Genomic DNA, 21,080 nt, shown 5'->3' with positions numbered 1-21,080 from the left:
TGCCCGAGTCGAATTTCAACGAACTGCTATCCGTCGGGGGCACGATAGGTGGCCAACCCCTCGTCCGAAAGTGCGGGTTAACCACATATTGGATACGTCCGTGCCCATCTGCATGGGCGATTTCGGCACGCCCGCACTTGCGATACCGTCCGCGAAGCCGCGCCGCATAAGGGCCGCGGGTAATCGGCCCGCGCCTTGTCCGACCTGGCCCGCGGCTCCAATCGAATCCGGCGTGATAAGCAAAATCGATGCTCTCCGAAAGGATTCGCAAACACGCCGGACGATCGTGCGGAATTCAGTTGCCGCTACATCGCCAGCCGGCGCTCCTATACGCGCCGCTTTTCGAGGCGGCGGCGCCGTTCGATCCGCTGCCTTTGTCATGCGATTCAGTTATCGGGATGCAAAAGAAACCAGCCCCGAAGGGCTGGCCGGTTCAACGGTGAATCAAGCGAGTGCGCCTGAAGTTTTCACGTTAAGGCGCGGCAACACCCAGCGTAGCCGGCGTGTACGTCGCATAGAAGCTCGAGCCTGCCCAGGTATGGGTGGACTGGTTGTACAGCGGTGCGCCCTGCGTCCAGTTCGCGCCGAGATGCCAGTCGCCGGTGCCCGTGAACTGCGCGACTGCGGGGTACGGATAGACTGGGCGGCTGGCCGTCACGTTGTTCGACGAATCGGTCTGATACGTCATGACCGCGTTCGGCGCCGTGCCCTGCTCGGCCCACGCCGTGATCTGCGAGACGAGGTCGATGTTCGGGAAGCCTTCGCCGCCGCCGCAGTGAGCCACGCCGGGCACGAGGTACATGCGCGCGAAATCGCTCACGTTCGAAGCGCCCATCGTGTTCTGCATCGCTTCGTAGTACTGGATCGTGAAGAGCGGCGAAATGTGTTGATCCGCCCAGCCGTGCCACAGGATCAGTTTGCCGCCCGCCTTCTTGAACGCCGAGAGGTCGGGGTTTGTCGCGTCCATCAGCGGATGGTTGGCCTGCAGGTAGGTCGGGTAGAAGTTCGCATCCGTGTAGCCGAAGGTGTCGATGGTCGGCATGGTGGGCGAGCCCGTGAAGATCAGGTTATAGGCACCCGTCACGATCATGTAGCTGAACAGGTTCTTCACCGAAACCGGCGTGGCCGTCGAATTCGTCGTGGGCACCTCCACGCCCACCCAGTTCTCCTCCGAACCCATCTGCGGAGAGCCCGCCAACATGCGCTCACCCGTTGTCGCGTCCACCGGTCCGCCATAGATCTTGCTCGCGGTAGCGACTTCGGCTGCGGTGAGGCAGTTGCTCGTGTTCGTCGCGCCCTGTGCACACTGGATCGATGCGGGATCGAAGTTGCAGGTGCGCGGATCGGCGATCAGACCATCGGGCACCCCCGCCTGGCCGCCGCATGCCGCAACGACGGCCTTGTGCAGCACGAGCGCGTTGTCGGCGTAGAGTGTCGCGTTGCCGGTGCTGTCGCCGGTCGTGCTTTGCGACTCCACGCTCCAGCCGTGATACAGCGAGTTCTGGATCTGGAAGTGCGCAGCCGGCGCGCCCGCAATGATGCCGTTATAGTCGTTCGGATAGCGTTGGGCGGCCATCAGCGCTTCGCGGCCGCCGTCCGAGCAGCCGATGAAGTACGCGTACTTCTGCGTCTGGCCGTAGTACGCCTTGATGAGCTTCTCCGCCGTGAGCGTCGTGATGTGCTGCCCGCGATAAGCGAAATCGGCCTGCTTTTGCGGGTCCGTGGTCCACGTCGCGTCGTTGCCCGAGTGGCCCATGTCGGTCGCCGCCGTCACGAAGCCGCCTTCCTGCACGAGCGGGCACGTGTAGCTGAAGCTGAACGACGACTGCTGGGTCGGGTCGCTCAGGTTACCGCACAGGCCCCCGCAGCCCAGCGCCGCAAAACGCTGCGTCCACGTGCTCACCGGCAGCGCCACTTCAAATGTATTCGAAGGCGCTAGCGTGCCCTTTACGGTACAGAAGTTGACCGAAGCACCGTTGATGGTCGCCGTGGTCACGCTAGCCGAAGTAATCGCGCTGCCCGCGCCGCCAATATCGGTGATGTCGACCGACGCCAGCTTCGAGCAATCCACCACGGGCGCCACGACTGCGAGCGGCGCTTTCGACGTATCGGCGCTACTGCTGCCACTGCCGCCGCTGCCGCACGCGGCCGCGAGGGTGGCCGCCGCGAAGAGTGCGAACAGCGAGAGCAGCGACGCTGCTCGAGCGCGCACGCTCGTGAAAAGCCGTCGGGTATGCAGGTTTCTCATGCTTGCCTCCTGGTGTCGTACGTCCTGGTTTTTTTCTGATTCACTTTCACGCCTCCGATTCTGTTTTTTCTGATTAGTAAGCCTAATTACTGTGGATACGTGGACCATGCGACATGAAATGTCCAATGCAATCGCCTTGTTGCCCCTTCTATATTGCCCCTTCTATTTCCCTTATTGCCGTCTTGCTCGTGCCCTGCTACGGCCCGTACGCCGCGTTGCCGGCCGGCTCCATGCCGAACGCCCGCTTGGTCGCCTCGGCGCGCGCCGAACCGAGGAACGCGAGGAAATCCGCTGCCGCCTGCCGCTGCTGCGACACCGCACAGATCGCCGCGGAAAAGACCGTGACGAGTTGCGCCCCGGCCGGGAGCGGCCCGATCACGTCCACGCCCGGCACATCCTTTAGCTCGCTCAATTGCTGAAAGCCGATCTCGACCTCACCGGCCGCGATCAGGCTCGCCACCGGCACGCCCGGCCGCACCATCACGAGGCGCGGCCTGAGCGTTTCGGCCACGCCCCAGCGCTCGACCAGCCGCAACAGATGGTCGCCGCTAGGCCCCGTCGAATAGCCGATGCGCGCCGCGCGCAGCATCGTCTCGCGCAGTGCGCCCTCGGTGCCGATATCCGGGTGCGCCGCGCCGGAGGCGACGGCCGCCGCCATGCCGGAGCGCACGACGTCCATGCGCGCACCGACGAGGTGCCCGCCCGCCGCCAGGCGGTCGATCGCCGCCGAGGCCAGCACGGCGAAATCGAATGCCGCGCCGGCCTGCACGCGGCGCGCGGCTTCCACGCCGCCTATCGCCGCAACGGTCAGCCGCTGCCCCGTTTCACGCTCGTATTGCTCGGCGAGGCCCGCGAGCAGGAGACGCGTCGCCATCGACCCGACCCCCGCCAGTGCGGCGTTGCTTTTCACATCGTCCTTTGTCATTGACTTCCGTTTCAGTCCAGAGTGAGCGAGGCCGCCTTGTCTTGCGCTTCGCTGGTGTCGCATGGACTGCGAGCCGCTACGCGCGCGCTCACAACCCCTTTGCCTTGAGCCGCGCGTCGAGGCGCGGATACACGCGGCGCGCGTTGCCTTCGTAAATCTTGTAGCGATCCGCGGCATCGACATGCGCGGCTTCGATATAGCGCTTCGTGTCGTCGTAGTTGTGGCCCGTTTCCGGGTCGATGCCGCGCACCGCACCGATCATTTCGCTCGCGAACAGAATGTTGTCCACGGGAATCACGCGCGTGAGCAAGTCGATGCCGGGCTGGTGATAGACGCAGGTGTCGAAGAACACGTTATTCAGCAGATGCTCGCTGAGCGGCGGCTTCTTCAGCTCCTGCGCGAGGCCCCGGAAGCGCCCCCAGTGATAAGGCACCGCGCCGCCGCCGTGCGGAATCACGAACCGCAGCGTGGGGAAATCGCGGAACAGGTCCGACGTCAGGCACTGCATGAACGCAGTCGTATCCGCGTTCAGGTAGTGCGCGCCCGTGGTGTGGAAGCACGCGTTGCAGCTCGTGCTTACGTGGATCATCGCGGGAATGTCGTATTCGACGAGCTTCTCGTAGATCGGGTACCAGTGGCGATCGGAAAGCGGCGGGCTCGTCCAGTGGCCGCCCGAGGGATCGGGGTTCAGGTTGACCGCTACATTGCCGTACTGCTCCACGCACTTGACGAGTTCCGGCACGCACGTGGCGGGATCGACACCCGGGCTTTGCGGCAGCATCGCGGCCGGCACGAAATGCTCCGGAAAAAGCTCGCTCACGCGGTGGCACAACTCATTGCAGATGGCGGCCCAGGTGCTCGACACCTCGAAGTCGCCAATGTGATGGGCCATGAAACTCGCGCGCGGGCTGAAAATCGTCAGATCGAGACCGCGCTCGCGCATCAGCTTGAGCTGATTGAGTTCGATCGATTCGCGCAATTCGTCGTCGCTGATATTCAGCTCCGATGCCTTCGGCATCCCGGACGGATGGGCGATGCCCGCTATCTGGCGTTTGCGCCACGCCTCCAGCGCTGCGGGCGCCGTAGTGTAGTGGCCGTGAATGTCGATGATCATTGGGACCTCTGCTGCTGATTCGAATCGTGGCGCTACGGTACGAATTGGCCCCACCGCGCTAGTAGCCAGGGCTATTACCTAGACTGCCCAAATAATACCGCTGGCGCCAATAAGCGAGTGCGGGAGCCGACGGCTGAAAATACCGGCAACCATGGACGCGGTGGGGTTTGCGCCGCAGCGGCGCGCCCGGATGAGGCGGCGCGCCGCCCCGCCTCGCTGGCCAAACTCCGATAACTTAAATCGATGCCTCGATAAACATCTGGTAAGCGATCGATGGAATTCGAAGGGTCCCTGAGGCGGCCGATGCGCTGCGGCGAATTCGCTCATAATCGTCAGTTCCTCGGCCTGCCAGCGTACGGATGAACCACCATGCATATCGACCGATTCGAAATTCGCGTTCCCGAAGAGGCACTCGACGACCTGCGCCGGCGTTTGCGCGCCACGCGCTGGGCCAACGCTACGCCCTCGCCGGCGTGGCAACAAGGGGCCGACAGTGCGTGGCTGCGCGAGCTCGTCGCGTATTGGACAGACGAATACGACTGGCGCGCCGCCGAACGCGCGCTGAACCGGCTGCCGCAATTTATGGCTGAAGTGGGGGGTGCGGGTGGCGCAGGTGCCCAGCGCGTGCACTTCGTGCATCGGCGCGGCGCGGGCCCGAAGCCCTACCCGCTCGTCATCACGCACGGCTGGCCGGGGTCGTTCGTCGAATTCCATGCGCTGCTCGACCGGCTCTGCGACCCCGCCGCATTCGGCGCGGACCCGGCCGAAGCGTTCGACGTCGTCGTCCCGTCGCTGCCGGGCTTTGCCTTTTCACCCGCGCCGGGAGCGCCCGGCACCTCCGCGTTCCAAATCGCAGACCTGTGGGCCGCGCTGATGCGCGGTCTCGGCTACGAGCGTTTCGGTGCGCAGGGCGGCGACCTCGGCGCGGGCGTGTCCATTGCGCTCGCCGCGCGGCACAGCCCGGCCGTCGAGGGCATCCACCTGAACTTCCTGCCCAGCTCGTACGAACCCGCAATCGACGCCGCGCAAGCCCCACTCACTGAGGCGGAACAGGCCTATCTGCGTGAGAAGACCGACTGGGCGGCGCTGGAGGGCGGCTACGCGCATATGCACAGCACGAAGCCGCAAACGGCGGCAGCGGCGCTCAACGACTCTCCCGCGGGACTGGCCGCGTGGATCGGCGAGAAGTTTCGCGCATGGAGCGACTGCGACGGTGACATCGAGCGCCGGTTCTCGAAGGACACCTTGCTGACGGACCTTTCGCTGTACTGGTTCACGGGCAGCATCGGCACATCCATGCAGATGTACTGGGAGAACCGTCTTCAGCCGTTTCGCTTCGCGGCCGGGCAACGCGTGGCGCCGCCCGTCGCCTTTGCGCGCTTTCCCAAGGAGATCAATCATCCGCCGCGGTCGTGGCTCGAGCGCGTGTTCGATGTCACGCAATGGACCGACATGCCGCGCGGCGGCCATTTCGCCGCCATGGAAGAGCCCGATCTTCTCGCGGCCGACATTCGCCGCTTCTTTAAACGGTTTCGGGAATGAAGGTCACTGCGCGGCGTTGTCGCCGAACGGATGCGCGGGGGCATCCGTAGCGCGCCACGCGTAACGCCTAAGCAGCGCGGCGTAGCCTTCGATCACGAATCCGCCGCATTTGCGCCGATAGTCGTCGCGCCGCATGCGATAGGCGCGCGCCAGTTGAAACCACGGCAAGCGCGGCAGATCGTGGTGCACGAGATGGTAGTTGTTGTTCAGATACAGAAAGCGCATGACAAGCCCGGCCTCGTTGATGGCGATGCGCGCCTTCGGATGCGACGCCGCGCGATGCTCGTACAGCGAGCGGACCATCGCGAGCCCGAGCGCGGGCCAGGTGACGGCGGCGAGATACCACCACCACGGCACGCCCGCGTAACGCTGCACCCACGCGAGAAGCACCACGACGGCCGCGCAGTGCGCGAGCCACATCGGCACGGCTCGCCAGTCGCCGCTTCGCAGCGCTTTCGCCGCACCGACGAGCATCGCTGCCACGCTCATGGGCGGGCCGATCACCACACGGCCCACGAAACTCTTGCGTGCGCGCCACAGCACGCGATGCCAGCGCGGCAGGCGGGCCCACTGCTCGTGCTGCACGTAGTTGGTTTCGGGGTCGATGCCGGGCACTGTCAACGCTTCGTCGCGATGATGCGCCATATGGCTCTCGCGGTACACCGCATAGGGAAACCAGACGGCGAGCGGGGGCCAGCCCAGCGCCATGTTCAGCCATGCGAACCGTGTGGGATGACCGTGCAGCAGTTCGTGCTGGAGCGACATGTGCCATGCGCACAGCACGATGAGGCACGGCGTGGCGGCCACGAGCGTGAGCAGGCCTGAGCGCAGGAACGCCAGCACCGCAAACCAGCCGCCGTAGATCGCGGCGATGAGCAGCCACGTGGGCCATTCCGTGCGTGCGGTGAACCCGGTGGCGAGCGCGGCGACTTCCCGCGCGTGGTCTGCGTCGAAGTATTCGGCCATGTTCGCCAGCTCCCGCGATGAAGGATGGTGCCACTCCCTACGGAGAGCAAAGGAACGCAGGTCCTCACCATACCGAACGCGCGGGGCCTCACCAACCAACGAATTGCCATTTGCTTATCTCACTGTGCCGCGCGACGCGCCACGAACGCGCGCGTAGAATGCGCCCATGACCCGCTGGATCGCCTCCCTGCCGATGTACAACGTGACGCCGCAACATGCGGCGGCGTGGCGCTCGCTGTTGAGCGACAGTCTGGGCATCGTGGCGCGCTCGTTCGACATAGGCGACGTCACGATCGAGAACGCGCCGGAGGGCGAACTCATGCCGCACTGGCGCCGCGAGGACTTGCTGCTCTCGCAGACGTGCGGGTTTCCGTACCGCATGCTCGGCCTGGCCAACGAAGTCTGCCTGATTGCGACCCCGATATTCGACGCACTCGGTTGCGAAGGCCCGCGCTATCGAAGCGTGCTCGCCGTTTCATCTCAGGCGTGGGAACGCGGCGCGAAAACGCTGGAAGCGTGCCGCGGCCTGCGCGCCGCATGCAACAGCGCGGATTCGCATAGCGGCATGAACGCGTTGCGCCACGCGGTCGCGCCGCTTGCACGCGAGGGCCGCTTCTTCGCCTCGGTGCTCTGGACAGGCTCGCACGCGGCCACGTTAGATGCGCTGGCAAGCGGCGCCGCCGACGTGGGCGCCATCGACTGCGTCACGTTCGCATTGCTGCACGATTCGCACCCCGAACGGTTTGATGGCGTGCAAACCATCGGCATGACAGCGTCCGCACCCGGACTCCCGCTCATCGCCTCGCACGCACTCAGCGACGATCAGAAGCAGGCGCTGCGAGATGCGCTAGATGCCGCTCATGCAGCCGACGCCGAGCGCGCAGGCAGGTTGCGCCTGCGCGGATTCGCGCGACTCAGGGGAGAGACGTACGCCGAGATCGAAGCAATCGCGAATGCCGCCGCGCAGCAAGGCTATCCCGAACTTCGTTGAATGCCTCACGCGATGCGCGCAACAAATGCCGCGCAGCGGTCCTCCGGTTGAGTCAAACGGTCGTGCCGCAGACATAACCGGCTCTCCCCGACACTCGCCCCATAAGCCGAGCCGAACGAAGCCAACCCGGGGATGCGTGCCTCCAGCAACGCGCGGTCTTCGGCCCAATGCGCACACTGCCCACACAGTGGGCGCTTCCCGGATTGCGCCGCGCCATTCAAGTTCATTTTCCGAGCGCAAGCCAGTACGGCGCGAACAGGTGCGCCGAAAGCAAATACCCGAGCACCACGTTCACGGCCACCCCGACAGTGAACGCGACGAGCGGCCTGACGCCCGTTGACGAAAGCGCGGCGAAGCGAGTCGTGAGGCCGATGCTGAGAAAGCAGAACGTGAACGCCCACGTGCGCAACGCGACGATCGGCGCGACGAAGCCTGGCGTTACGGCGCCGCGGTATTCGGCCAGCGTGTAATGCGAAGCGACCCACGTGACAAACGCCGAAGCAATCACGAACCCGACCACGAACTTGGGAAACCGCGTCCAGATTTCGCGGGCGCGCGTCGTGGTCTGCACTTCGTCACCGGCCTCGCGGTCCCAGCGCGTGGTCGCCACGATCGCCAGCACGAAGGCCCAGATGCCGATCCAGATGTCGCGGCCCACCACCTTCATCAACACGAATGCTTGCAGCGATGCATCGGGCGCACCCGCCACTGCGCCGCTAGCGTGTCGCGCAAAGTCGCCGTAGGCCTGGGCGGCAGCAATGCCCGCCGCGTCCGCGAACTCCGAGGTGCCGATCCACGCCCCAGCCACACCGGTCGGCAGGCCGAACGCACGCGAAAGCGCCGGCAGCGCGAACACCATCACGATCGCCCATACCACGACCAGCGTGATCGCAACCGAAGCCTGCTCGCGCCGTGCGCGCACCGCGCCCGCAATCGCAATCGCCGCCGAAACGCCGCACACCGCGCCGCCCACGCCGAGCACTGCGGCGAAGCGTTGGTCGATCTTCAGCGCCCGCGCCGCGCCATAGATCACGAAAAACGTGACGAGCGAAACGATGGTAGCCTGCCCCACGGCAACTGGCCCCGCCCACACGATCAACGTGAGCGGCAGCGTCGCGCCGAGCAGCACGATCCCGACCTTGATGTAGAACTCCACGCGCAGCGCCGGCGCAAGCCAGGCGGGCACAGTGAAAATATTCGACACGATGAGCCCGAGCGCCAGTGCGATGAGCGGCGGCTCAAGGTTGTAGCGCGTGGCCTGCGCCCAGGCGCCCACGATGAAGATGGCCGCCGACGCCACGAAGAGGACGAAGAATCCCCGAATGAATTGCGCGACCGGCAAGCCGAGCGCCGCAATGGCCACCGAGAACACGGCCGCAAACCCCGCGAAAAGCGCGACATAGGCTCCCGCATGCGCGGCGAGGTTGCGAGCGAGCTCGTCGAAGTCGTTCCAGCGCCCGGGCGCCACGGCAAGGCTCTTGATACTGCCGCCCGAAGCAAACAGCCCATACGCGATCGCAATCAAGAACAGCCCGATTGCAACCGCCCACCAGTCTTCCGTCCCGAACGGCCGGCGTTGCGCGGTTACGGTTTCACCCGCACGCTTGCCACCCTCATCCGCAAGAGTCGTATGGCTCATAGTTAGTTTTCCCCTGTTCAAACCTCGTGTCGCCGGTAAACAGGCGCTACACATCCCGAAGCACGCGCCTCGCACTCAGTATGGAATGCGCATGTTCGAAACGAAAATGACTTATTCCTCTTTGCTTATGCTGCAATTGCAGCGTCTTCGCGCTCATCCGCATAATCCTCGCTATCGATGTCGTAGCCCGAGGGTTCCCAGCGGATCGCGAGCAACACGAGCAGCGACGTGAGCGGCGCGACGGCAATCACCCAGAAAACCTTCGTGCCGAGCGCCGCGGCGAGCACGGGAAAAAGGAATAGCGACACCGTGGAAGCGGAGCGCACGAGCGTCTGATTGAAGCCCACGCCAATGCCGCGCAGAGAAGTCGGATAGCTGAGCGACGCATAAGTCATGGAATGCGAGCCGGGGCCGAACCCCTGCCCGAACAGATAACCGCCCAGCAGCACAATAGCGACCACAACGAAAAAAGCGCTGCCCGGATGGCCGATCAGCGCAAGACCGATGAGCGAGACGAACTGCAGTGTGTGACCGAGCACGGTCATTTTCCACGCGCCGACGGTGGGCGCGGTACGCACGCCAATCAACCCGCCAAGGAAAGCGAACAACAGGTTCAGCGTGAGCGAAGCAACGATGGTTGTGAGCGGACCCTGCTGGAGAAAGCTCGCGATGATCACGGGCAGGCCGAAAATGATCGCGTTGTAACCGAAAGAGGACGCCGCGCCGATCGTTGCGGCAAGAATCGTGCGGCGACGATACGTGGCGTTGAAAAGCACGCCGTAGTTGCGCCATGAAGCGGCACGCGGCGCTCGCGTGGGCGCTTCGCCGCGCTCGACCACGGCATCGACGCCATACGAGCGCTTGAGAATGCGCGCCGCGCCTTCCAGATCGCCCTGATTCGCGGCCCACACGGGCGACTCGCTGATATAGCGGCTACGCACGGCAATGATGACGAGCGCCGGCACCGCGCCGAACGCGAGCGTGATACGCCAGAGCCAGCCGAGCTGATGCTCGGGCAGGATCGCATAGAGGCCGAGAATGAGCAGATAGCAGGTGCTCGTGGCCGCGTACCACGCGGGGCACCACGCCGCCACGCTGGCCGCCTTGTTGCCCTTGCCCGCCACGCGCGAGAACTCGGCGAGAAACGCCATGGCGACCGGCAGATCGAGCCCCACCCCGAAGCCCATGAGAAAGCGTGCGCCGCCCAGCACCCAGGCGTTGGGCGCGAGCCCGGCCGCGATTGCGGCCACCACGAAGAACAGCATGTCGGCCATGAATACGCGGTAGCGCCCGACGCGGTCCGTGAGATAGCCGCCGAACAGGGCGCCGAGAATCGCGCCGAACGTAATGGCCGCCGAAACGAAGCCGACTTGCACTGGCGATAGCGAGAATTCGCGTGCGATATCCTTGATGCCATAGGCGAGCGAGGTGAGATCGTAGGCATCGAGAAACACACCGCCCAGTGCGATCGCGATCACGATACGCGCGTTGCTGCCCTGCGCTGCGCCGGCGTTGACGATACGGGAGACGTCCTGAGCGGAGCGGATCACGGCATGTTGCGGGGCTTGCGCTTGCCCGGCGGCGTCGACGAGTTCCGAAGCGGGAACGGCGAGAGTGGACATGGAACGAGACTCGCGTGAGGAATGGAATCGCTGCATCCTAGCCACGTCGCTGCGTGCCGCAAAACGACGAATATAGCTAAGCAATCCTCCCAAAATTGGTTGTCCGCTTGCCGCGCGCTCTCTAGCATCGCCCTATCCACAACTCTTCGAATAATGGATTCTATGAAGAAAAGAACCTTGCTGGGCGCGATGCTGGCTTCGCTCGCGCTGGGCGTAAGTATTGGGGGCGCGACGCTCGCGCACGCGGCAGATCAGACGTTGCGCGTTGGCATCATGTCGGGTGAAGACGAGGACGTATGGCGCGTGGTGGCCGCCAACGCCGCGAAGCGCGGCCTCACGATCAAGGTGACCACGTTCTCCGAATACACGCAGCCCAACGAAGCGCTTTCCAGCCACGACCTCGACGCCAATTCGTTCCAGCACAAGCCGTATCTGGACGCGCAGATCAAGGCGCGCGGCTACAAGATCGTGCCGGTCGGCTTTACCTACGTGCAGCCTATCGGGCTGTATTCGCGCAAGGTGAAGTCAGTGGCAGACCTGCCGCAGGGCGCGACCATTGGCGTGCCGAACGATCCGAGCAACGAAGGCCGCTCGCTGCTGCTGCTCCAGGCACAGGGACTCATTACGTTGCGCGAGGACGTCGGCCTGCTGCCGACCGCACGCGACATCGCGAAGAACCCGAAGAATATCCATATCAAGGAACTTGATTCGGGTATCGTCGGGCGCGCGATTGGCGATCTGGATGCGGCCGTTGTCAATACGGACTGGGCCGTCAAATCCGGCATCAAGATTCCGCAGGAGCGGATTGCTCAGGAGAAGGTGACTGGCAATCCTTATCGCAACTTCATTGCCGTGAATGAGAAGGACGCTAACGCGGGTTGGGTGCGTGCGCTTGTGGAGAGCTATCAGCAGCCTAATGTGGCGTCGGAGATTATTGCTGTGTATCACGGGGCTACGTTGCCTGCCTGGCAGGGGGCGCCGCAGCAGTAAGGGAGTGGGTGGGGTTTGCCGCGGGGCGCCGTGATGCTTTTTGTTCGCGGCTCCCCGGCGCTTTGGCCTCTCCCATTAAATCCCATTCAAACCACTTCAGTCCCCCACCGATACCCCGCCCCAGCATGCCGCTGCGGCAAGGTAGCCTCCCCCCCAAACAACTTCTCCCGCAACGTCCCCGGCGCATACGCCGTCTTATACCGCCCACGCGCCTGCAACTCCGGCACGACGAGATCCACGAAATCCTCGTAGCTCTCGGGCACGACAGTGCGGCTCAGGTTGAACCCATCCACATCCGCCTCGTCAATCCACGCCTGCAGTTCATCCGCCACCTGCGAAGCGCTGCCGACAATCGCCGGATAGCGCCCACCCAGCTCGAACATCTCCAGCAGCTTGCGCCGCGTCCAGCCGTGTTGCTTCGCCGTCCGCGTGGCGGATTCGATCGCATTGCCCGGCGCATAATCCACGGGCGCGTCCAGATCGTATTGCGAATAATCGACACCCGTGCTCGACGCGAAATGCGCCAACCCCGCTTCACGGCTCGCATATTGCCGGTAGTCGGCATACTTCTCGCGCGCTTCGCGCTCAGTGGAGCCCGGCACCACCGCCACGCCGACGAAGACCTTCACATCGTCGGGCCGGCGCCCCGCTTGCACCAATTGTTCGCGCAACGCGCGCACTGTCTCGCGCGCGGCGGCGCGGCTTGGCGGCGAAATGAACACGCATTCCGCGTGACGCGCCGCAAAGCGCTGCCCGCGCCCCGAACTGCCCGCCTGGAACAGCACCGGCGTGCGCTGCGGCGAAGGTTCCGCCAGGTGATAACCGTCCACGCGGTAGTAACGTCCCGCATGCTCCACGCGATGCAGCTTCGCTGGATCGGCGAAAACACGCGCGGCCTTGTCGCGCCGCACGGCGTCCGCTTCCCAGCTGCCCTCCCAGAGTTTGTAGAGGACTTCCAGGTATTCGTCCGCCCGGTCGTAGCGCTCGTCGTGCGGCAGTTGCTGCTCGAGTCCCATGGCGCGCGCCGCGCTGTCCAGATAGCCCGTCACGATGTTCCACCCGATGCGGCCCTGCGTGAGGTGATCAAGCGTCGAAAATCGCCGCGCCAGCAAATAAGGCTGCTCGTAAGTCAGGTTCACCGTCACGCCAAAGCCGAGATGCTCGGTCACAGCGGCCATGGCCGGCACGACGAGCGTGGGGTCGTTCACCGGCAACTGGATCGACTCGCGCAGCGTCACGTCCACGTTGCGCTGATAGACGTCGTAGACGCCCACGATATCGGCGAGAAAAAGCCCGTCGAAGAGCCCGCGCTCCAGCGTACGCGCGAGATTCGTCCAGTACGCGAGCGTGCGGTAGTCGGTCGAGCGGTCGCGCGGGTGCGTCCACAGCCCGTGATTGATATGCCCCACGCAATTCATGTTGAACGCGTTGAGCAAAATGGGTTTGTTCGTTTTCGCCATCGTAAGGCTCGCTCCTGCGGCATCGAAGGTCCAAATGCCCATTGGAACAGCCTGCGTCCCGATCCCCTACCAGTTAATTCGCAATTGCATATCAGCTTTGCGGATGTGGACCCGGCCTACGCTTTCACGGCGTCCTGTGCTTCAATCCGCGCATCGGCCTGCGGTTCGCCCTTGAGCGCGAAAAGCGAAGCGGCCACGATCAGCATGCCGCCGATCCATGCGGGCAAGGTAAGCCGCTCGCCCAGCCACACGCCTGCAAAGAGCGCGCCGAACACCGGCTCGCTGCCCATGAGCAACGCCACGCGCGTGGGGCTGCTGCGGCTCACGGCGTAGTTCTGCACGAAGAAGGCGAACAGCGTGCAGCCCGCCACGAGATAGATCACGCTGCCCCAGAACACGCCGTGCCCCTGCCAGGGCGGCAACGGCCGCCACTGTTCGGGCGCAACAGTCAACGCGAGCGCGGCGCAGCCAATCGAAACGACGGCGGACTGGACCGCCGTCACCGTGAGCGGCGGCACGGCGCCCGACTTCATCACGCGCTTGACCGCACAGGTCGTCAATGCGCGCAGCAGCGCGGCCAGCACGACCAGCAGATCGCCGGGGCTCGCCGCCACATGGCCGCCCGTCAGGAGCAGCGCGCCAAACAGCGACACGCCAGCCGCCGCCCATTCCACCGGCCGCGGCGCGCGCTTGAGCCACGCCCACTCCACGAGCGGCGTGAGGACCACGCACAGGCTGATGAGGAACGCGGCGTTCGAGGCGTTCGTGAGCGACACGCCAAACGTCTCGGCCAGAAAGATGCCGAGCAGCAGGAGTCCTGCGCCGAACACGCCGATCCGCTCGCGCCACATCACATGACGTAGACCGCGCAGCGTGGGCGACAGCAGCACGAACGTGATGCCAAAGCGCAGCGCGAGCAGGCCGAGCACCGGGTAGACGAGCAGCGCGCCCTTCACCACGCCATAGCTCGTGCCCCAGATTAGCGCGACAGCAACAAGCAATAGATCGACGGTGCGGGGCGAACGGGTCAGGGCATTCATGGGGAACGAGCGTGCAGATTGGCCGGGAATGGGCACATTGTGCGGCAATGACTTCCCAGCGATAATCCGCTTCGACGGAACATCATTTATGCTCTGGATGCACAGATGGCACTGCCATGAATCCCGCCGACCTCCTGCCTCTGCTTCCCGACCTGGCCACCTTCGCCCGCGTGGTCGACGCCGGTAATTTCTCGGTCGCGGCGCGCCAGCTCGGCAGCACGCCTTCCACCGTGAGCCGCCAGATGCAGCGGCTCGAACGCGCGCTCGGCACGCGCCTGCTGGAGCGCTCCACGCGCAGCCTGCGGCTCACGGAATCGGGCGCCGAGGTCTACCGTCACTGCGCGGACATGGTCGAAGCCGCCGCGAGCGCGGCGCAAGCCGCCAGCCGCCTCACCGACCGCCCGCATGGCCGCGTTAGCATCAGCGCGCCGATTTCATTCGCGCAAAGCGTCATTCATCCGCTGATTTCCGGCTTCCTGCGCGCGTATGAGGAGGTGGCGGTGCAACTCATCTTTACCGACCGCGACGTCGATCCGGTGCGCGACAGCGTCGATATCGTGATTCGCCCGACGCCCACGCCGCCGCCGGGGCTCGCGGCGCGGCGGCTCGGCGCGCTGCAGTGGATGCCGTGCGCGTCGCCCGCCTATCTGCGCGCGCACGGCACGCCGAAGCACCCGAAGGATCTCGCGCGCCACGACTGCCTGTATCTCGGCGAAACGCCCGACGACAACCGCTGGACCTTCCGGCGCGGCGCGCAGGCGCATGCCGTCGAGGTGAAGGGCCGCTATATCGCCAACGACGTGGGCGCTCGCCGCGATGCGGCGCTCGCGGACTGGGGCATTGCGAGCCTGCCCGAATTCGCCGCGGCGGATGCTCTGCGCGACGGTCTGCTCGTTCGTGTGCTGCCCGATTGGTCGCTGGAGCCGCGCGCGTACAGCGGCCCGGTGTGGATGCTCTATCCGCCCAACCGGTTTTTGCCGCCGAAGGTGCGCGTGTTGATCGACTGGCTCGCGCAGCACATGCCCGGTTGACCGGCGGCCCGCGCCCCGCCGCCCGTGAGACGATCGGGCATGAACTTGAGCAGCGCCGACATTCACCCGCGCGTGTGGACCTCCTAGACTGGGTCATGGAAACGAATGCATGAACCCCTCAAGGAAACACGATGCAAACCCTGCGAACGGATGTCGCCATCATCGGCGCCGGCACGGCCGGACTTTCCGCTTACCGCGCCGCGAAGGCGGAAGGTGCAAGCGCAATCATCATTGAAAACGGCGCTTACGGCACGACGTGCGCGCGCGTGGGCTGTATGCCCTCGAAGCTGCTGATCGCAGCGGCCGAGGCGGCGCACGCGGTAACGATGGCGCCGCGTTTCGGCGTGAATCCGCTCGGTATGGAGATCGACGGCCGGGCTGTGATGGAGCGCGTGCGCCGCGAGCGGGACCGGTTCGTCGGTTTCGTCGTTGACAGCACGCTCGCGCTGCCCGAAGCGGACCGCCTGGTCGGGCACGCCCGCTTCATCGATGACGGGCTGCTCCAGGTTGGCGAGCACACGCAGGTGCGCGCAAAGAGCGTCGTGATCGCCACGGGCTCGACACCCACGGTACCCGAGTCCCTCGCGGGACTTGGCGAGCGGCTGATCGTCAACGACGACGTGTTCGCGTGGGAGGACTTGCCGCGCAGCGTGGCGGTGGTCGGTGCGGGTGTAATCGGTCTGGAACTCGGCCAGGCGCTCGCGCGGCTCGGCGTGCGGGTGACGTTGTACGGCGGCTCGCACGGCAGCGTGGGGCCGCTCACCGACCCGCGTCTGATCAGCGAAGCGCACCGCGTGTTCGGCGCGGAAATGCAGTTCGAGACGCGGGGACGTGTGGTATCGGCTACGCGCAGCGACGCGGGCGTGACGCTGCGCTATGCCCGTGCGGATGGCACGCAGTCCGAAGCAACGTTTGATTACGTCCTGGCAGCAACGGGCCGGAATCCCAACGTGGCGAAGCTGGGCCTCGCAAACACCTCGCTCGAACTCGACGCGCACGGCGTGCCGCGTTTCGACGCGGCCACGCTGCAGATCGGCACCGCGCCGGTGTTTTTGGCGGGCGACGCGAACGATATGCTGCCGCTGCTGCACGAAGCCGCCGACGAGGGCCGCGCCGCGGGCCGCAATGCGGCTCGCTTTCCCGAAGTCGAACCCGTTGCGCGCCGTGCACCGCTTGCAATCGTGTTTTCCGATCCGCAGATCGCCATGGTCGGCAAGTCACATCGGGAACTGGTGGAAGGCAGCTTCGTGACTGGCGCCGTGAGCTTCGAAGATCAGGGGCGCAGCCGCGTGATGCTCAAGAACCACGGCTTGGGCCACGTGTACGTGGACCGTACGACGCGGCGCTTCGTGGGTGCGGAATGGCTCGGGCCGGCGGCGGAACATATCGGGCACCTGCTCGCGTGGAGCGTGCAGATGGGATTGAGCGTGGACGACATGCTGGCGATGCCGTTCTATCACCCGGTGGTCGAAGAAGGCTTGCGCACGGCTTTGCGAGACGCTGCCTCGCAGCTGAATCACAAGGGCTGAGTGAATCTCGCGTGGCTAACCATTTCAATTCGCAACGGCACACACACTAACAATGAAAGCACTCGTCCTCAGCCAATACGATGGTCCGCTCGAACTGACCACGCTCGATCGCCCGGAACCGCAAACGGGCCAGGTGCTCGTGCGCGTTCATGCTGCAGGCCTCAATCCGCTCGACGTCAAGATTCGTGCGGGGAAGGCCGATCATGCGAAGCATCCGCTGCCGCTCGTGCTCGGCATCGACATGGCAGGCGTGGTGGAAGCGGTCGGCGCGGGCGTCACGCGTTTCGCGCCCGGCGACGAGGTGTACGGCATGACGGGCGGCGTGGGCGGCATCCAAGGTTCGCTGGCCGAGTACGCTGCCGTCGACGCGGACCTCCTCGCGCGCAAGCCCGCGAATCTTTCGATGCGCGAAGCCGCCGCGTTGCCGCTTGCGTTCATCACGGCGTGGTCGGGCATCGTCGATCGCGCTCACCTGGCGGCGGGTCAGAGCGTGCTGGTTCAGGGCGGCGCGGGTGGCGTCGGCCACGTGGCCGTGCAGATTGCGCGCGCGCTTCATGCGACTGTCTTCGCGACGGGGAGCACGCGCAATGCCGATGTGATTTCGCAACTGGGTGCGACGCCTATCGATTACGGCGCGCTGAGCGTCGAGCAGTACGTTCAAGCTCATACGGCAGGTGCCGGGTTTGATCTCGTCGTGGACACGGTGGGTGGCAAGACGCTCGATGCTTCGTTTGTCGCGGTCAAGCATTTTGGGCACGTGGTGAGCGCGCTTGGGTGGGGCACGCATGCGCTCGCGCCGCTGTCGTTTCGTGAGGCGACTTATTCGGGGGTGTTTACGCTTTATCCCCTTTTGAGTGGGAAGAACCGTGGGCATCACGGTGAGATGCTTGGTGAGGCTACGCGGCTTGTCGAGGCGGGGCAGCTTGAGCCGCGGGTGGATTCGCGGCGCTTCTCGTTGAACGACATCGAGCGGGCTTATGAGGCTGTCGCCGACGGGAGTGCGGCTAGCAAGGTTGTGGTTGAGATTGGTTGAGGGTAGGTTGTGCTGCGTCGCGGCGCTATACATCCGGCGACCTTGCGTCGTAACCCTTGTCTGCATCCAGCGTGATTTCTGCGTCCGGACCCTCTGCCGCTTGCCGAGCGTCGTGGCTCATGATCTTGGCCGCTTCACGCTCGGCATGACCGTCGGCGCGTGTCACGCGTGCGTTGACCGTCGCACATTGAATCCTTCGACTGCTTCGACGCATAGAACTAAGCGGTTGCTGAGTGGCCTTATTTAACGGCTTTTGCTGAAAGGCAACAGCTTTGCTCAAAGCGAGAAACGCGGAGCCGCTCGATAGCTGCCTTGGCGACGCCATGGAAATCGTTCAGAATGTCGACGACCGAATGAGAGATTACATCTACGTGGACCGCTCGGAATACACCCCGCCGGCATTTGCCGAGAGATTAAGCGAACGCATGGTCGCAATATAGCCCACCGATCGAGCAAATCGAAGAACTGCCGGACAATTTCATGGGATTGGACGACGTGCTGGCGTTCGCCGGTGCTGCCCGCCCCGTATCTCGAACGGCAAATCGCTACCGCAAGGAAATGACTTCATAACTCGGTAGCGCGTGCCCCGGATAAAGCTTCCAGTCCTTACGTATCTCGCGAACGTGGGATTGGACTGATGGTGTACGGTCGGCACACATGCTGCATCCCTCCGCCGGATACTGTCTGGGAAAACAGAAAATGCTCGCTCCTTTGCTTGCTGCATTCTACGAAACGGTTCGACAGGGCAGCGTCACGGCTGCCGCGCGACGGTTGGGGATAAGTCAGCCAACCGTCACAGCGCGCATCCAGCAGCTCGAGAAACGGTACGGCGTGCAACTCTTTCACCGGCGCGGCAGCCGCCTTGACGTGACGAAGACCGGCGCGGCGCTCATGCCGTTCATTGACCGAATGACGCAGGCGGAGAGCGACATCGACTTCGTACTGCGCAACGAGTGCGAGTTGTTCGCGGGCAGCTTCCGGCTCGGGACCACTGGCCCCTACTACGTCCTGCCGACCATCGCCGCATTTCGTCGCCGCTATCCTCACGTCCAGATCGGCATCGAGATCGGCAACTCGCAAGCCGTGCTCGACGCACTCGCGGAGCATCGCGTCGATATCGCGGTCTCATCCCATCACGTGGACGACGAAAGCCTCGAGTTGCATCGCATCGCCAGTGATCGGCTCGTACTCGTCGTCGAACCTCGCCATCCGCTTGCGGGGCAGCGCAGCGTCGACTTGAACGTGCTCGCGGCCGAAACGCTGCTGCTGCGCGAACAGGGCTCGTGCACGCGCGACGCAACGGAGGCCGCCCTTGGGCAGCGCCGCGTGGAGCCTCGGGCGCTCATCGAGATCGGCAGCCGCGAAGCGATCTGTGAAGCGATCCGCCTCGGCCTCGGCTGCGCCCTGATGCCAGCGGGCGAGGTGCCCCTCGGCTCAGCGCTCGTTTCGGTGTCCATCGAGCCGGAATGCCCTGCCGTATACGAATATCTCTACCACCTGCGCAGCCGTTCGGGCGCGCGTCTCATCACCACATTCATGGCGACGTTGGCCGAGACCATCGGGCTCCCCATAAAAAAAACCGATACGTGAATCGGGGATCTTTCGCAGAACGCAATATAGGCGTCTTGCCTGCTGCCTAATATCGCCCTCAATCGCTGGATACACCGGCGAATCTTTGCAGGGGGATAACCATGACAAGACAGGCATTCGTATACGCCGCGTATGGTCTCGCACTCGTCACCGCGCTCAGCGGTTGCGGCGACGGAGGCATGCAATCGGCGGCAAACCGGACCTTTTCAGGCGACGCGGCGATCGGATCATCGGGCACAGCCAGCGGCACGCTCAACAAGATGCTCGTGATCGAGCTCGACGGCGCAACCTATAGCGCCCTCACTGCAGGCATCTCGGGCGGCACTCTGCCGAACCTCGCGAAGCTGAACATTGCGCCTGCCTATAGTGGCGGCGTGAACAGCACGCTCAGCCAGCAACCGAATCTCGATATGCCCGGCTGGGCCACGATCGTGACCGGTTCCTGGGCCGACCGCCATCAGATCGAATCCGACGCGCCAAAACAGGCGCTGCACGCGCCCACCGTATTCTCAATATTGAAGTCCGCGGGTGCGGGCAAGTTGGGTGCAGCCGTCGATTCGCCTGGTTTCGCCTCGATCCTAACGCCCGACCAGAACGCCGGCTACATCGACACCGTGGTCAACTGCGCCTCAGTCGACAGCTGCGTGACGACTCAAGGCAAGAGCATGATCGACAACGGCTACTCGCTCGTCGTCGCCCAGTATCACTCCGCCGAAGACGCCGCTCTCAACTGGGGCCTCAACTCGTCGAATTATTCAGCCACGCTCGCACAACTCGACAGTGCCGTCGGCACGCTCGTCGGCGACGTGTCGCAACGCAGCGGGGAGAATTGGCTCGTGCTCGTGACAACCAGCCACGGCCTCAATGCCGCGGGTGGCACCGACGCCCTGCCCCTCGCGCCGGAGTCGACGAGCTTCATCGGCATCAACCAGCAACCCAACGGGCGCCTCACCAATCCGGCCGCCCCCACCTCGCTCGCGGACCTATATACCCGCGCCAGCATTGCAGACATCACGCCCACGCTGCTCGCCTATTGGGGTGCGCTGCCGAGCGCGGTGACCTATGCACTGGATGGCGGCGAACTGATCGGCCAGCAGCCGGTGTCGCAGCTCATCGGTGTCACCGGCAGCGACAATGCGAGTACGGTCCTCAGTTGGACCCCGCCTTCGAGCGGCGCGATCTCGGTGCTACGCAACGGCCAGCAGATCGCCACGCTCCCTGCAGGCACGACGACGTACACAGACAGCCAGCTCGGCGTCAGCACGACCGGCGCCTATACGTTCAACTACGTGGTGGCCGCGGGCAATGCGCCGCTCGCGTCGCTGATCCAGATCGAGTATGTGGCACCCCCTCCGCCCCC

At 64.6% G+C, this 21,080-nt stretch carries 15 protein-coding genes and 2 pseudogenes; 8 read left to right on the top strand and 9 right to left on the bottom strand.

Annotation, left to right across the window (positions count from 1 at the left end):
- Nucleotides 1-472: 472 nt before the first annotated feature.
- The 3 genes from M3I53_RS25615 to M3I53_RS25605 form a co-directional block, all read right to left on the bottom strand.
- Nucleotides 473-2,248, bottom strand: a complete 1,776-nt coding sequence (locus M3I53_RS25615) for a tannase/feruloyl esterase family alpha/beta hydrolase (protein WP_254318638.1) — start codon at nucleotides 2,246-2,248, stop codon at nucleotides 473-475.
- Nucleotides 2,249-2,444: 196 nt separating this feature from the next.
- Nucleotides 2,445-3,173: a substrate-binding domain-containing protein gene (locus tag M3I53_RS25610; RefSeq protein ID WP_254318637.1), complete on the bottom strand. Its 729-nt coding sequence runs from the start codon at nucleotides 3,171-3,173 to the stop codon at nucleotides 2,445-2,447.
- An 88-nt stretch (nucleotides 3,174-3,261) separates the two neighbouring features.
- Nucleotides 3,262-4,287, bottom strand: a complete 1,026-nt coding sequence (locus M3I53_RS25605) for an amidohydrolase family protein (protein WP_254318636.1) — start codon at nucleotides 4,285-4,287, stop codon at nucleotides 3,262-3,264.
- Nucleotides 4,288-4,656: 369 nt separating this feature from the next.
- Between M3I53_RS25605 and M3I53_RS25600 the strand changes: the two genes are divergently transcribed.
- Nucleotides 4,657-5,829, top strand: coding sequence for an epoxide hydrolase family protein (locus M3I53_RS25600; RefSeq protein WP_254318635.1), 1,173 nt, complete (start codon nucleotides 4,657-4,659; stop codon nucleotides 5,827-5,829).
- A 3-nt stretch (nucleotides 5,830-5,832) separates the two neighbouring features.
- Here M3I53_RS25600 and M3I53_RS25595 read toward each other — a convergent pair whose 3' ends face one another.
- Nucleotides 5,833-6,795, bottom strand: coding sequence for a fatty acid desaturase (locus tag M3I53_RS25595; protein ID WP_254318634.1), 963 nt, complete (start codon nucleotides 6,793-6,795; stop codon nucleotides 5,833-5,835).
- A 166-nt stretch (nucleotides 6,796-6,961) separates the two neighbouring features.
- Here M3I53_RS25595 and M3I53_RS25590 point away from each other — a divergent pair, with 166 nt between their 5' ends.
- Nucleotides 6,962-7,786 carry a phosphate/phosphite/phosphonate ABC transporter substrate-binding protein gene (locus M3I53_RS25590; RefSeq protein WP_254318633.1) on the top strand — a complete coding sequence of 275 codons (825 nt, stop codon included), beginning with the start codon at nucleotides 6,962-6,964 and terminating at the stop codon, nucleotides 7,784-7,786.
- Between the two features lie 223 nt (nucleotides 7,787-8,009).
- Here the strand turns inward: M3I53_RS25590 and M3I53_RS25585 are convergent, their stop codons facing one another.
- Together M3I53_RS25585 and M3I53_RS25580 are read right to left on the bottom strand one after the other, a co-directional pair.
- A complete protein-coding gene (locus M3I53_RS25585) occupies nucleotides 8,010-9,425 on the bottom strand; it encodes a YeiH family protein (RefSeq protein ID WP_254318632.1) in 1,416 nt (471 codons plus the stop codon).
- A 125-nt stretch (nucleotides 9,426-9,550) separates the two neighbouring features.
- Entirely contained in the window at nucleotides 9,551-11,047 is a 1,497-nt protein-coding gene (locus M3I53_RS25580) for an MFS transporter (RefSeq protein WP_254318631.1), read from the bottom strand.
- Between the two features lie 189 nt (nucleotides 11,048-11,236).
- On the opposite strand from M3I53_RS25580, the gene M3I53_RS25575 reads away from it, so the two are divergent.
- Nucleotides 11,237-12,037, top strand: coding sequence for a MetQ/NlpA family lipoprotein (locus M3I53_RS25575; protein ID WP_254318700.1), 801 nt, complete (start codon nucleotides 11,237-11,239; stop codon nucleotides 12,035-12,037).
- Nucleotides 12,038-12,123: 86 nt separating this feature from the next.
- Here M3I53_RS25575 and M3I53_RS25570 read toward each other — a convergent pair whose 3' ends face one another.
- Both M3I53_RS25570 and M3I53_RS25565 read right to left on the bottom strand, forming a co-directional pair.
- Nucleotides 12,124-13,497 carry an LLM class flavin-dependent oxidoreductase gene (locus tag M3I53_RS25570; RefSeq protein ID WP_069263300.1) on the bottom strand — a complete coding sequence of 458 codons (1,374 nt, stop codon included), beginning with the start codon at nucleotides 13,495-13,497 and terminating at the stop codon, nucleotides 12,124-12,126.
- A 116-nt stretch (nucleotides 13,498-13,613) separates the two neighbouring features.
- Nucleotides 13,614-14,537, bottom strand: a complete 924-nt coding sequence (locus M3I53_RS25565; protein WP_254318630.1) for a DMT family transporter — start codon at nucleotides 14,535-14,537, stop codon at nucleotides 13,614-13,616.
- 116 nt (nucleotides 14,538-14,653) lie between these two features.
- Here M3I53_RS25565 and M3I53_RS25560 point away from each other — a divergent pair, with 116 nt between their 5' ends.
- The 3 genes from M3I53_RS25560 to M3I53_RS25550 all read left to right on the top strand — a co-directional run bounded on the left by M3I53_RS25560 (nucleotide 14,654) and on the right by M3I53_RS25550 (nucleotide 18,130).
- Nucleotides 14,654-15,568 (top strand): LysR family transcriptional regulator, encoded by a 915-nt coding sequence (locus M3I53_RS25560; RefSeq protein WP_254318629.1) that lies wholly within the window; start codon nucleotides 14,654-14,656, stop codon nucleotides 15,566-15,568.
- Between the two features lie 131 nt (nucleotides 15,569-15,699).
- On the top strand, nucleotides 15,700-17,097 hold the full coding sequence (locus M3I53_RS25555) for a dihydrolipoyl dehydrogenase (protein ID WP_254318628.1): 1,398 nt from the start codon (nucleotides 15,700-15,702) through the stop codon (nucleotides 17,095-17,097).
- A 52-nt stretch (nucleotides 17,098-17,149) separates the two neighbouring features.
- On the top strand, nucleotides 17,150-18,130 hold the full coding sequence (locus M3I53_RS25550) for a zinc-dependent alcohol dehydrogenase family protein (RefSeq protein WP_254318627.1): 981 nt from the start codon (nucleotides 17,150-17,152) through the stop codon (nucleotides 18,128-18,130).
- Between the two features lie 43 nt (nucleotides 18,131-18,173).
- On the opposite strand, the pseudogene M3I53_RS25545 reads toward M3I53_RS25550, so the two are convergent.
- A pseudogene (locus M3I53_RS25545) lies at nucleotides 18,174-18,308 on the bottom strand (IS5/IS1182 family transposase); the annotation flags it as partial.
- A gap of 521 nt (nucleotides 18,309-18,829) precedes the next feature.
- On the opposite strand from M3I53_RS25545, the gene M3I53_RS25540 reads away from it, so the two are divergent.
- Nucleotides 18,830-19,720, top strand: a complete 891-nt coding sequence (locus M3I53_RS25540; protein WP_254318626.1) for a LysR substrate-binding domain-containing protein — start codon at nucleotides 18,830-18,832, stop codon at nucleotides 19,718-19,720.
- Between the two features lie 101 nt (nucleotides 19,721-19,821).
- Nucleotides 19,822-21,080 (top strand): annotated as a pseudogene (locus tag M3I53_RS25535) (alkaline phosphatase family protein); the annotation flags it as partial.

This window comes from Paraburkholderia sp. CNPSo 3272 (assembly GCF_024206495.1).
Taxonomy (GTDB): Bacteria; Pseudomonadota; Gammaproteobacteria; order Burkholderiales; family Burkholderiaceae; genus Paraburkholderia.
The sequence above is the reverse complement of the archived record's forward strand: the minus strand, read 5'-3'. Positions and strand labels throughout refer to the sequence as shown.

Coding starts and splice junctions, on each gene's coding strand:
- M3I53_RS25605 (WP_254318636.1), bottom strand. CDS start 4,287: ATGATCATCGACATTCACGGCCACTACACTACGGCGCCCGCAGCGCTG.
- M3I53_RS25585 (WP_254318632.1), bottom strand. CDS start 9,425: ATGAGCCATACGACTCTTGCGGATGAGGGTGGCAAGCGTGCGGGTGAA.
- M3I53_RS25565 (WP_254318630.1), bottom strand. CDS start 14,537: ATGAATGCCCTGACCCGTTCGCCCCGCACCGTCGATCTATTGCTTGTT.
- M3I53_RS25580 (WP_254318631.1), bottom strand. CDS start 11,047: ATGTCCACTCTCGCCGTTCCCGCTTCGGAACTCGTCGACGCCGCCGGG.
- M3I53_RS25550 (WP_254318627.1), top strand. CDS start 17,150: ATGAAAGCACTCGTCCTCAGCCAATACGATGGTCCGCTCGAACTGACC.
- M3I53_RS25595 (WP_254318634.1), bottom strand. CDS start 6,795: ATGGCCGAATACTTCGACGCAGACCACGCGCGGGAAGTCGCCGCGCTC.
- M3I53_RS25555 (WP_254318628.1), top strand. CDS start 15,700: ATGCAAACCCTGCGAACGGATGTCGCCATCATCGGCGCCGGCACGGCC.
- M3I53_RS25540 (WP_254318626.1), top strand. CDS start 18,830: ATGCTCGCTCCTTTGCTTGCTGCATTCTACGAAACGGTTCGACAGGGC.
- M3I53_RS25560 (WP_254318629.1), top strand. CDS start 14,654: ATGAATCCCGCCGACCTCCTGCCTCTGCTTCCCGACCTGGCCACCTTC.
- M3I53_RS25575 (WP_254318700.1), top strand. CDS start 11,237: ATGCTGGCTTCGCTCGCGCTGGGCGTAAGTATTGGGGGCGCGACGCTC.
- M3I53_RS25610 (WP_254318637.1), bottom strand. CDS start 3,173: ATGACAAAGGACGATGTGAAAAGCAACGCCGCACTGGCGGGGGTCGGG.
- M3I53_RS25615 (WP_254318638.1), bottom strand. CDS start 2,248: ATGAGAAACCTGCATACCCGACGGCTTTTCACGAGCGTGCGCGCTCGA.
- M3I53_RS25590 (WP_254318633.1), top strand. CDS start 6,962: ATGACCCGCTGGATCGCCTCCCTGCCGATGTACAACGTGACGCCGCAA.
- M3I53_RS25600 (WP_254318635.1), top strand. CDS start 4,657: ATGCATATCGACCGATTCGAAATTCGCGTTCCCGAAGAGGCACTCGAC.
- M3I53_RS25570 (WP_069263300.1), bottom strand. CDS start 13,497: ATGGCGAAAACGAACAAACCCATTTTGCTCAACGCGTTCAACATGAAT.